This is a genomic window from Yaniella soli, assembly GCF_054782375.1.
Window position 1 is genome coordinate 39,317 of sequence record NZ_BAAGSP010000009.1, and the last position, 12,188, is coordinate 51,504.

Sequence of the window (12,188 nt, forward strand, 5' to 3'; positions counted from 1 at the left end):
TTTTTCACTAGTGAGTCAGTAACGCGCGACGTGCTGAATCCGTTCGCACGGCAGCATTTGCAATATAAATTTCAGCTTTGAGTACGGTGGTGGCACTCGACGCGGCGAGGAGAGGGTTGAAACGCAACCGTGCAACCTGTGGCAGGTCGTCTTTGAGCTGTGACACACGTGCCAGAAGGTCTTTTATGCCCTCGGTATCTACCGCTGGAATGTCACCGTAACCAAATAGTTTAGCTGATGCTTGCGGGGTCCGGATGAGACGTTCCAAATCCTGGTCAGATAGCGGTGGCACCACATGCACCCAATCGTCGAGCAACTCTACCGCATCCCCCGAAATACCGAAGGACAGCACCGGACCAACGAGCGGGTCTTCCACGGCCGCGACGATACAACCCTGTCCCGCCGGTGCCATCGCTTGAATTTCGATCGATGGGGAACCATATGGGGCCAGCACTTCACGCATCGACTCAATATTGGCACGCAGTGCTTCTGGGGTTTCGATATTCAGACGGACCCCGCCAAGATCCAGGCGGTGTCGCAGAATGGAATTGTCTGCCTTGAGGGCGACGGGGTAGCCAAACTCGTGTGCATAATCCAGTGCTTGTTCTGTACTTTGGAATCGCCGCGACGGCAGTACCCCGATCCCGTAGCATTCCAGCAACTCATCTGTTTGGGCACGAGTAAGTTTCACAAGCTCGGTGCCGGATGCATCTTCGGTCCACTCGGTGACCAATTCCTCGGCTTTGTACCGGTCGATATCGTCGTATTCGATCGCGATGCCTTGTTCGGCATCGCGCCAGGCACGATATTGGACAAGCTCGGATAAGACTCCCACGGCTCGTTCCGCAGAGGAGAAAATGGGGACACCATACTGTTTTGGTGCGACGTGCTCGGTATCTGCGTTTTCGTCAGGAAGAGGGGCGCGCAGCTGTCCGTCGCCAATAATCGCTGTCGGTTTGAATTCCTGTTCCAAGACCGCGGTGAATGATGCCATCACGGTCACGCCGCTGTCACGCGTCACATCGCTAATCGCTCGCGCTAAGACCGTCGCGTCTCCTTCAGATTGGTACATGCCCGGCTGGATGAGCACGATGATCGCATCGGTGTGACCCGAGTTCATCGAAGCTGCGATCGCCTCGGTGACAGACGCTGCCATATCCTCCACGGACTGGTTGGTTTCAAGTGTTTGGACGGCTTGGGTCTTGACCACTTCTAAGCCTGCGCTGCGGGCATTCTCAACAGTGAGACGAGTGATCGCCGGAGCATTACCGATCACGGTGAGTCGCGGGCCGACTGGGACCGGCTGGCACGCCAGGACTTGCAAAATGTCCATAAGCTCGGTGTAGCTCTCGGTTTCAATGGCGCCGGCTTGGCGAAGCATAGAAGGCACTGTACCCCGCGGAGCTTCTGTGGTGCGGGTCGAGTGCCCCGGCGGGATGCGACGCCCCATACCGTGCGAGCGAGAGACCACCACCGGTTTTTTCCGAGCCAGCCGACGCACGATCCGGGAGAATTTCCTTGGGTTACCAAAGGACTCCAAGTAGACACCCACGGCACTGGTGTTGGCGTCATCCTCGAGATACTGCATCGCATCATTACCGGAGACATCAGCCCGGTTGCCCGCATTGATCATCGATGAGACACCAATGCCGCGCTGGTATGCGGCGGTAAACAACATGGCTCCAATCGGAGCTGATTGCGAAAATAAGCCGATCGATCCCTCATACGGCATGATCGGCGAGACCGAAGCATTGAGACGGATATCGGGGTCGGTGTTCATGATGCCTGCTGAGGCTGGACCGATCACCCGCATGCCATGGCGACGAGCAACTTGAACGACACGTCGTTGATCAACCAGCCCTTCTTCGCCGTCAAAGCCATCGGTTACGATCAGTAAACCTTTGACACCGTGCTCAGCGCAGTCTTGTACCACCGCGGGGATCTGCTCGTAGGGCACGGCAATCACCGCGAGTTCAACATGTTGCGGTACGTCTGCAAGGGACGCACGAGAAATCATTCCGGCGATTTCCAGCGCATCGTTATTAATGCCATAGACCGGGCCGGTATACCCGCCCTCAATAATATTTTCGATCAGTGCGAAGCCGATTGAGCCCCATTGCCTCGAGGCTCCGATGACAGCGATGGACTCTGGGCGCAGGAGTTCTGCAACGGACTGAGCTTCGGCGCGGTGCTCGCGTGATTCCATCACGGCGCGAACCCTGGCTGTCGGATCGATCGGGAATTCTACGAGGATCACGCCGTCTTCAAATGAGCGCGATGTTTCAAATCCGGCAGCCTGGAACACGGTCAACATCTTGCGGTTTTCGGGCAACACCTCAGCGGTAAAGGTCCGAATCCCATTTTCTCTGGCTGCAACGGCTAGGTGTTCCATGAAAATTGAGCCCAGACCACGCCCTTGGTGAGCATCAGCAATGTTGAACGCGACTTCTGCTTCTGTGCTGTCGCCAAGCCTGTCGTAACGCCCAATCCCCATGAGCTCATCGCCCAATAAAATAACGAATGCTACTCGGTCGACGTAATCAACGACCGTGAAACGCTCCAGCTCTTTAGCCGAAAGCTGGGACTTATAAGTAAAGTAACGGAAGTAGATAGAATCTTGGGATTGGCTTTCGTGCATCCTCTGCAACGCTTGGGCATCGTCCGCCGAAATTGGACGGAGTCGCGCAGTGGCGCCATCGCGCAAAAGCACATCGGCTTCCCAGTGGGCCGGATATGGGCGTTTGGTTTTCTGTTCAGCCATATAATTATCTTAATCCACAATCAGGTTATTGGAACCACGTGACGGGAAAGGTCAGATGTCAAAACGTTCAAAACAAAGGTCTTCTGCCAATGCCGGTACTGCCATAGTACCCATTGAAGATCAGAACATTGTCGACATTGATGTCGCCTCCGAAATGGAGCATTCCTTTTTGGAGTATGCCTACTCGGTGATCTATACGCGTGCACTCCCCGATGCACGCGACGGGCTCAAGCCCGTGCAGCGGCGAATCTTGTACATGATGGACCAAATGGGCCTCACGCCTGATAAGGGGCACGTCAAATCTGCTCGCGTCGTGGGTGAAGTCATGGGCAAGCTCCACCCGCATGGCGATTCTGCTATCTATGATGCGATGGTGCGTCTGGCCCAAGACTTTAACCTGCGCCTACCGTTAGTTGACGGTCATGGAAACTTCGGTTCCGTTGATGATGGGCCCGCCGCGTCCAGATATACCGAAGCCAAGATGTCTCAGGCTGCGCTGGCGATGACGGCGAACCTGAACGAAGATACGGTTGATTTCGAACCGAACTACGACAACCAGATGCAGCAACCCACGGTGCTGCCGGCGGCGTTCCCAAACCTGTTGGTCAACGGCGCAGCCGGCATTGCGGTGGGGATGGCCACCAATATGGCCCCGCATAATCTGCGTGAAGTCATTGCAGCTGCCCGGCATTTGATTGAGAATCCGGAGGCTGATACCAAAGCCCTCATGAAGTTTGTGCCGGGGCCAGATTTGCCGTCGGGGGCGCGAATCGTGGGGCTTGATGGCATCAAGGAAGCCTATGAAACCGGCCGAGGTCGGTTCACTATGCGCGCCACGGTGGATGTGGAACAGGTCTCGGCTCGCCGAACCGGCTTGGTCGTGACTGAACTGCCCTACGGCGTCGGGCCGGAACGTGTCATCGACCGGCTCAAAACCGGAGTGAACACCAAAAAGATCACTGGCATCGCCGACGTCATGGACCTCACCGACAGAAACCACGGGCTGAAACTTGTCATCGAGTTGAAATCCGGCTTCAATCCACAGGCTGTGCTGGCACAGTTATATCGGCACACACCCCTGGAAGAAAACTTCGGTATTAATAACGTAGCCCTGGTCGAGGGTCAACCCCAAACACTTGGGTTGAAGGATCTCCTCGCGGTGTATGTCGACCATCGCTTGACAGTGGTCCGGCGCAGAACGGCCCATCGTCTTGGCAAGCGCAAAGACCGTTTACACCTGGTTGAAGGTCTGTTGTTGGCGCTCGTCGATATCGATGAGGTCATTGAGATCATTCGCACCTCAGACGATACCGCGGCCGCGCGTGAACGATTGATGTTGGTCTTTGACCTGACCGAAGTGCAGGCCAACCATATTCTCGAACTCCGGTTACGTCAGCTGACCAAGTTTTCTCGGTTGGACTTAGAAACAGAACGCGATGATCTGATTGCCGCAATTGAAGCACTCGAAGCAATCCTGAGTTCGGATGCCAAACTGCGCGAAACAGTCTCCAATGAGCTCGCCGACGTTGCTGAACAATACGGGGATGCACGGCGTACCAAGTTGGTGAAATCTGAGGAACTCGCCCCGGCGGTGACTGCTTCATCGTCGAAGGCTGAACGCGCGGCCGCCGCATCTGCACTCTTGGTGCCAGATGAGCCATGCTGGGTCATCCTGTCAGCGTCAGGCAAGCTGCTCCGGACAAAAGACCGGACCCCACTCAGCGCAGCGGGTAGACGACGGCGTCACGACGTGTACACCTCAGTTGTGGCTACCAGCGCCCGCGGTGAGGTAGGCGCCCTCACCGATGCGGGTCGCTTGATCAGGATCAACGCCGTCGATATCCCGGCGTTAACCGAGGCCACGGCTACTCCTACGCTGACCGATGGGGTGCAGGCGACCGAATTTGTAACCTTGGAACGGGGCGAAAAGCTCGTCGCGATAGTGCCGCTCAATCAGGTGTTGGCACTTGGTACGCGCAACGGTGTGGTCAAACGCGTCCGGTCTGATGATTGGCCGTTGAATCAAGATGATTTCGATGCCATCACGCTCAAAAACGATGACAAAGTCGTGGGCGCCGAGGTAGCGGCCAACGACAATGATCAGCTGGTGTTTATTACCAACTCTGGTCAACTTCTTCGATTCGCCGCAGCCCTGGTGCGTCCACAGGGTCGATCCGGCGGTGGCATTGCGGGGATGAAACTCGTTGAGGGCGACCAGGTGCTGTCGTTCACGGTGACACCGGTACAACAGCTTGACGATGCAGTCGTGGTGACGATCACCGAGACCGATCAGGACATGCTGGATTCTGCACCGACCGCAAAAGTCACCAAACTCGAAGCATTTGCTGCCAAGGGTCGCAATACCCAGGGGATGCGAGCGCACCGACTGCTCCGAGGAGAACTGGGGTTGTCCCTTGCGTGGGCGGGTGCACAACCGCTGGCGTCCACGACGGGCGGCGTGTCGCGTGCTCTGCCCCAAGAATATGCAGATCGTGATGGGTCTGGCGTCATGCTGGATTCGGCGATCGGTGTGATCGGCCACGGTGGCTCGCCAGTGCTCGAGGATTCCGAAGACACCACCCAGGAATCTGAAACCGATTAGAGCAGGATGGGTTTGCCTGCCGTGGCGAATCGCTGGTCGTGTGTGACCATCACGGTGATCTTGTCGGCGAGTGCCTGTTTGAGATCGGCGATCAGCTCGGCTGCCTCATCCGCGCCCAGGTGTGCTGTTGGTTCGTCGAGCAGCACCACGTGAGCATCTGCCAGTAACGCTCTGGCGACTGCGACACGCTGACGCTGGCCACCGGAGATAAAGTGTCCCGATGGTCCCAACCGGGTGTCCAGTCCCTGTGGTGTTTGCGCAAGCCATGCCGCGAGTCCGACTGTGTCAAGGACGTTGATCAGCTCGGTATCGGTTGGTCGGTGTGCTGGATCGCGGGCAAGCGCAAGATTGGAGCGCAGCGTGGAGTCGAACAGGTAGGCCTCTTGTGGACACCAGGCAACGTGTTGCAGGGCGGTATGTTGATCCTGCTCATGGGCAGTGACGCGGTAGGTGCCGGATGCGGGCTCCAAGAAACCAAGCAGTAGGGCCAGCAGGGTGGATTTACCAGCTCCTGACGGGCCGGTGACCACCACGAAGTCACCCGTGGTTGCCTCCATGGAGAGTCCATTGAGCACCGCTGGCCCGTATTGACCGTAGGATACGGTGACATCATCGAGCTCAACCGCTTCCACGCCTTCACTGTCACCTTGTTCGACTGTGACCCACTGTGCCGTATGCTCAGCGCGTTCGTTCAACAGCGGCAGCAGTTTCCCCAGTTGGTGCGTGAGCGTACGAGATTCCTGCGCCGCCTGGCTAAACAGCCCGAACGGTTCTGCCATGGCCAGCATGAGCATGACCACCAGGGCGGTATTGGGCGCTGAGATGCCGTTGGTGATGCTGACCCACATCGTCTGGACGGCTGCCCAGCCAGCAATTAACGAGGTGAGCCCCTCGCCGAGTCCTGCGGCCAGTGCATTGCGCTTCAGCGGCGCGGTATTGCGTAGATCGGTTGCCACAAAATCGTTGGCAACACGGTTGCCCATACCATTGCCGGCAATATCCGCAGCCGAGCTAAACAATCGCGATGTGGAACGCACAAGACCGGTGCGGTGATCGGCCAAAGCCGTCGTGGTGTTCGCATCGACAATACGTACTACCAATGGCACCACCACGAACGCCGCGACCCCTGCGAGCGCTGCTGGCCACCAGGCACCAGGCGCCATAAACGCAACAATGCCTGTGGCCGCAGCCCAGGTGATCACAGCAGCCGGTATCGGCACGATCACCCTCGGTACCGCATCACGTAACTGGTCCACATCCGAGATGAGCACAGACAGTGCACCACCGGAGCGTGTCAGCTTATTCCATTGAGTCGCTTGGGAACCCAGCGCATCCCAGACCCGTAAGCGAATACGGTTTGCCCAGGACAATACGGCGTCATGAACGGCAAGACGTTCGGCATACCGAAATACTGCACGGCCAATACCAAAGAAACGCACCCCGACAATCACGGCGAGCAAATACAAGATGGGTGGTTCATAGGATGCTTGGACAATGAGCCACCCGGATATGGCAGACAACAACGCCGCTGCCAGAAGGGCTGCCACGGCCCACGCAATACCCCCGAGGAATTTTGGTTCCTTCAACGGCAGGAACCGAATCCAATCACGCAAGCGAACTTTTGCGACGGGTGGCTCTGGTGCAGCGTGCATCGCGTCCGACGCAGGCTTCGCCGGAGCCTGTGCATCATCGGCTGGAACCGTCGCGGCTTGTGTTGTCGCGACGGTGTTGCCAATCAGATGATCGGCGTCGCGGTGGATGAGACGATCGTGTGATGCCACCAGCAACATCACCTCAAGATGCCGGCCATTTGGCAAATACCCGTGGGCAAGGTCTTTCAACACGCTACGAATTAACGATGCGGACGCGGCATCCAGATGCGCCGTGGGCTCATCCAGAACCACGAGCCATGCACCAGCTGTACCCTCGGTGACACTGGCCGACAACAACCGCGCCAGCACCCTGGCAAAACCAAGACGGCGCCGCTCCCCCGGGGATAATTCATCAATGTGACGGTCTTGCATGTTCGGCAAGCCTGCGTGTTCCAGTGCCGATTGTGTCAGCTTGGCAATCTCGCCAGCGAGTTCGACGGCGGCAGGCTCGTCGACCGTACTGCGGATCACCAGCTCCAGTTCGTCAGCCACTGTCTGCGCTACGAATGTAGGATGCTGACTCAAATAGGCGATACGACGTGATCTAAGACCTGACACGCTGCCAGTAAAGACGGCTTCACCGTCGGCCAGCAGCCCGGCCGTCGCAGCCAACAGTGTCGATTTGCCGGAACCTGACGAGCTACCAAGCACGGTGAACTGTCCGGGGTACATGGTCAGTGAAAAATCTTCGAGGACTGGTTCCAACACTTCCACCTCGTACTGGGGCAGATAGTCTTCGTCAGTTTCCCCTTCCGTCTGTGCCGCAGCCTTCTGAGCTTGCGCGAACTGCTCGGGAGTCAGATATTCAGGGCCTGTGTATTTTTCCTCAGGAATCTCGTGCAGTGCCTTGTAGCTGATCGTGACGTTGTTGAAGGCCACCACATCATCCGTAGCGTCATCAGTGTCCAAACCGGTGGCCATGGTTTGGGGTACGGGCTGATTGATCTGTGCTTTGGCACGTTTCAGTGCGGCAATCCCATCTTCTGAAGCGTGGAATGCCGAGCCGATATCGCGGAAGGGCAAATACACTTCAGCCGCTAGGGTCAAGACCATAATGCCGGCGTAGAGCTCCATGGAACCGTTGACGAGGCGAACGCCGATAAACACGGCAATAATGGCCACCGACAATGTGGAAATGAGTTCGAGCGCGAGACCGGACATGAATGCTGCTTTGAGTGTGTTCATGGTCGTTTTTTGATAGTCGTCGGAAACCTCTTGTAAGGCTTTGCGTTGCACCCCGGCACGGCGTAGTCCAATAAGGACGGGCAGGCCGCGGGCCAACTCCAACAGGTGGTGCGATAATTTGTTGAGCCCACTGGCCGCTTCATCGACCCGGTGTTCTGTGAAGCGGCCAATCAAGATCATAAACATTGGGATCAGCGGGATGGTCAGCACCAGTACAGCCGCACTGACCCAATCGTGGAACAAAATCCAGACGCCCAACCCCAGTGGGATGACGATTGCAGAGACCAACGAGGGTAAAAAGTCGGTGTAGTAGTCGTCGAGACCATCCAGACCGTTGGAGGCCAGCACGGTGTCTTGGCCGGCTCGTTCTGCATGCGCGCCAGCAGCAGCAAGCCGGTGTCGAACAAGTTGTTCTCGCAGATGTTCTTTCTCCCCCAGCGCTGCCCGCGTCGCGAAGACCTGCTGGCCCCATTGGGCTGCACCACGCAGTATCGCACCACCAAAGCCCAACGCCAAGGTGATTATAAACTCGGTACTGGTGGCATACTCCACGAGCGATTCAATGAGCCCCGGTGCCGTTCGCGGTGAGTTGAATAGCAACTGCAACAATTGTGCTGCGTCAGAAGCCGGCAGTGCAGCAGATAAATGAGCGATGCCTCTGGCCAATGACGTCGCGATGAGTATCCAACCGACGAGTTTAGCCACGGCGAGAAAACCGAGCCCGACCAAGGCTCGACGGCCGACTGTCGATGTGGGGAGTTCAGGGATCAAACTGGCGTCACCACAGCGGATTCAGGAATATGGTGTTCCCCTAGGCGCTGACGGAACATCCAATAACTCCATGCGCTGTAGGCCAGCACCAACGGCAAGAAGATCGCGGTCACCACGGCCATGATACTCAGCGTGTACTCCGACGACGACGAGCTCGTCACCGTCAGGTTATAAGCTTCATCGAGGGTGGAGGGCAGGACGTTTGGGTACAACGAGACGAAGATGGCCCCGACTCCGAAGACGATAAATATCACCATGCCGGTAAATGTCAGGCCTTCCATCCGACGTGCGGAGCACGCCCAAGCCAAAACCAGTCCAAGGACCGCGACCGCCAACATTGCCCACGACATGACTTTCGGATAGCGAAGTACAACCAGCACCGCCCATAGTGCCGCAGGCAGTAGATAGATGGGCAAATACCGTCGAAGTTGCCTATTGCCCGCCTCGCGTGGTGCGCCCAGGGTTTTCAGCGACAAAAACGCCCATCCCTGGGCCAAGGAGATGCCGACAACGGCCAGTCCACCCAGGATGGCCCAGCCGTTGAGCCACGCGAACGGTCCGCCGACCCGGTCGCCAAATTCGTCCAGCGGGAGCCCCGTGGTCGTCAAGGCAAGCATCGCACCGATAGCAAATGCTGCCACGAAGGACCCGCCGGCCATCGCCCAGGTCCAGAGGTTGCGTGTCATTTGGCTCTGGGCCTTGCCACGGTATTCGATGGACACTGCACGCAGGATAAGCGCCACTAATGCCAGTGTCAGCGGGATGTAGAGCCCGGCAAACATCGAAGCGTACCAGTGTGGAAATGCCGCGAAGGTTGCTCCGGCTGCGGTGACCAGCCAGACTTCATTGCCATCCCAGACGGGCCCGATGGAATTGAGTAGTACGCGGCGTTGGGATTCGTTTTTTGCCCACCCGGTCATCAGCATGCCGACACCGAGGTCGAAACCGTCGAGGACGAGGTAGCCGATCCACAGCACAGCAATGAGGATGAACCACAACGTTGGAAGAAACTCCATGATGGCGTTTTACCTTTCTGTTCCTGTTGCTCTCCACCGCATTAGTACGCGAAGGACAACACGTCTGAGGATGGTTTGTCGTGGTCGTCGTCATCGTCTTCATCTGCCAACAGCTCCGGCATTCCGGCGGGGTGACCACCTCTGATGTAGCGGACCAGCAGCACGATTTCGACCACCAATAGCAAGGCATAGATCAGCGTCAGGGCAACCAACGAGAAGATGATTTCTTCGCCGGAGACGCCCGGGGAGACCGCGGCGGCGGTAAATTGCCAGACCTGGTCGACTCCGGCGAGGTCAAGGTTCGGGGCGACGGTGAAGGGCTGTCGGCCCATCTCCGTGAACACCCAACCCGCTGAGTTTGCGGCAAACGGCGCGAGTATCGATAGCCAGGCCATGTTCATCAGTGTCTTATCATGTGGCACCGTCCCCTTGCGTCCAATCCACAGACCGATGCCAGCCGCCAAGGCAGCAATACCGCCAAAGGTGATCATGGCTCGAAAGCCCCAGTAGGTAACTTCCATAATGGGCAGATATTCGATTTCGGAACCGGCGCGTTCGCCATAGCGTGGATCGTCTGGCAAATGCGTCCCAAATTGCTCTTCATATTCCGGTATCAAGCTATTGACGCCTTCCACCGGAGTGGAAAAGTCGTTATGCGCCAAGAAGGAGAGCAGACCTGGAATTTCGAAAACCCCCACGACATCGTCGCAGGTTGTGGCACCTTCACCATCGCGGCCGGCCACCGACAAGACAGAAAAGCCGGTGCCGTCGTGACACGCAGCTTCGGCTGCGGCCATTTTGAGGGGTTGCTGTTCAATCATCATTTGTGCCTGGGCGTGACCAGTAAATGCTGTTCCGAGAAACGCGACGATGGCCACCCAGCCGCCCCATCGGAAGGAGGACCGCCATCCTTTGTAGTCGATTTCGTCGCGACCTTTCGACCCGTTAGAGCCAACGACGACGTAACCGTTGTCGTCTACGGTATCGATGCCTTCTTTGCGTCGCTTCCACAGGTGATACCACGCAATACCAAGCAGCATCGACCCCGCGACGGCCAGAGCACCGAAGATGGTGTGCGGAAAGTGCACGAGCAGCGTGGGGTTGGTCATGACCGCCCAAAAATCGACCATCTGTGCGCGACCATCGACAAATTCCACACCGACCGGATGTTGCATGAACGAATTGGCAGCGAGGATAAAGTACGCAGAGACGACTGATCCGATCACTGCCAGCCACAGTACAGTTAAGTGTACCCGTGGGCGCACGCGTCCCCAACCGAAGACCCAAACACCGATAAATACGGATTCAAGGAAGAACGCAATGAGGGCTTCCATGGCCAACGGGGCACCAAAGACATCGCCGACGAACCGAGAGTACTCGCTCCAGGCCATACCGAACTGGAACTCTTGAACCAAGCCTGTGGCAACACCCATGATGAAGTTAATCATGAAGATCTTGCCCCAGAATTTCGTCATTCGCAGGTACTGTTCTTTACCGGTTCGATGCCAGGCGGTCTGCATTGTCGCCAGGACAATCCCCAAACCAATGGTGAGTGGCACCATGAGAAAATGATAGACAGTGGTAATCCCAAACTGCCACCGGGCAACCTCAAGAGGATCCATGAAGGGTCCCTCCTCACCAGCGCGTTCAACGCCGATGCTCGACATTCATCGTCGCGACACACATACTTCTACACGACGTAGAACTCATCTTACCCACACTTCTACGCAATGTAAAAATTCAGACTGGCTCGCGCTAGAATAACTATTCAACAGATACCGACTTGCTGAGTATCGCGTCAGCCACTCACACCACGCGAAGACTCTTGAACGAAGAAGGGGCCGCATTGGGCGAACTCGAACAGGCGATCATGGAACTCCTCTGGGATTCAGCACAAGCGCTGACCGCAAACGAAGTGCGTGATACGTTGGCTGCCCGCCAGGACAGTGAACCGGCCATCACCACCGTGCTCACGGTGCTTGGACGCCTCAACAAAAAAGGGTTTGTCACCAAGGACTCGTCCCGACGCCCGCATGAGTTCACTGCAACGACCAGCCGCGAAGAACACACTGTGCAACTGCTCAATGATGTCCTCGGATCGGCCGTCGATAAGCACGCCGTCTTAGCGCGTTTCATCGGCGGCATTGACGCCACTGATGCACAGCAAGTGCAACGTCTCCTACAGTCTCGCGACATTTAGG

The 12,188-nt window shown here is 57.1% G+C and carries 6 protein-coding genes; 2 read left to right on the top strand and 4 right to left on the bottom strand.

Annotated features, from left to right (window positions below; all coding sequences use genetic code 11):
* Nucleotides 1-7: 7 nt before the first annotated feature.
* On the bottom strand, nucleotides 8-2,761 hold the full coding sequence (locus ACYVJT_RS06585) for a bifunctional acetate--CoA ligase family protein/GNAT family N-acetyltransferase (RefSeq protein ID WP_343957180.1): 2,754 nt from the start codon (nucleotides 2,759-2,761) through the stop codon (nucleotides 8-10).
* A gap of 55 nt (nucleotides 2,762-2,816) precedes the next feature.
* Here ACYVJT_RS06585 and ACYVJT_RS06590 point away from each other — a divergent pair, with 55 nt between their 5' ends.
* Nucleotides 2,817-5,363, top strand: a complete 2,547-nt coding sequence (locus ACYVJT_RS06590) for a DNA gyrase/topoisomerase IV subunit A (RefSeq protein ID WP_343957182.1) — start codon at nucleotides 2,817-2,819, stop codon at nucleotides 5,361-5,363.
* On the opposite strand, the gene cydC is transcribed toward ACYVJT_RS06590, so the two are convergent.
* Genes cydC through ACYVJT_RS06605 form a run of 3 tightly spaced genes read right to left on the bottom strand, consistent with a single transcriptional unit; the run spans nucleotide 5,360 to nucleotide 11,609 of the window.
* On the bottom strand, nucleotides 5,360-8,971 hold the full coding sequence (gene cydC / locus ACYVJT_RS06595; protein ID WP_343957184.1) for a thiol reductant ABC exporter subunit CydC: 3,612 nt from the start codon (nucleotides 8,969-8,971) through the stop codon (nucleotides 5,360-5,362). The genes ACYVJT_RS06590 and cydC overlap by 4 nt on opposite strands.
* On the bottom strand, nucleotides 8,968-9,987 hold the full coding sequence (cydB, locus tag ACYVJT_RS06600) for a cytochrome d ubiquinol oxidase subunit II (protein ID WP_343957186.1): 1,020 nt from the start codon (nucleotides 9,985-9,987) through the stop codon (nucleotides 8,968-8,970). Before cydB ends, cydC begins: the two co-directional genes overlap by 4 nt.
* A 41-nt stretch (nucleotides 9,988-10,028) precedes the next feature.
* Nucleotides 10,029-11,609, bottom strand: a complete 1,581-nt coding sequence (locus tag ACYVJT_RS06605; protein WP_343957188.1) for a cytochrome ubiquinol oxidase subunit I — start codon at nucleotides 11,607-11,609, stop codon at nucleotides 10,029-10,031.
* Nucleotides 11,610-11,812: 203 nt separating this feature from the next.
* Between ACYVJT_RS06605 and ACYVJT_RS06610 the strand changes: the two genes are divergently transcribed.
* Nucleotides 11,813-12,187: a BlaI/MecI/CopY family transcriptional regulator gene (locus tag ACYVJT_RS06610; RefSeq protein WP_343957190.1), complete on the top strand. Its 375-nt coding sequence runs from the start codon at nucleotides 11,813-11,815 to the stop codon at nucleotides 12,185-12,187.
* Nucleotide 12,188: the final 1 nt, after the last annotated feature.

Bases quoted from the DNA above. Each gene is read 5' to 3' on its own strand.
- ACYVJT_RS06605 (WP_343957188.1), bottom strand. From the start codon at position 11,609: ATGGATCCTCTTGAGGTTGCCCGGTGGCAGTTTGGGATTACCACTGTC.
- cydB (WP_343957186.1), bottom strand. From the start codon at position 9,987: ATGGAGTTTCTTCCAACGTTGTGGTTCATCCTCATTGCTGTGCTGTGG.
- ACYVJT_RS06590 (WP_343957182.1), top strand. From the start codon at position 2,817: ATGTCAAAACGTTCAAAACAAAGGTCTTCTGCCAATGCCGGTACTGCC.
- ACYVJT_RS06585 (WP_343957180.1), bottom strand. From the start codon at position 2,761: ATGGCTGAACAGAAAACCAAACGCCCATATCCGGCCCACTGGGAAGCC.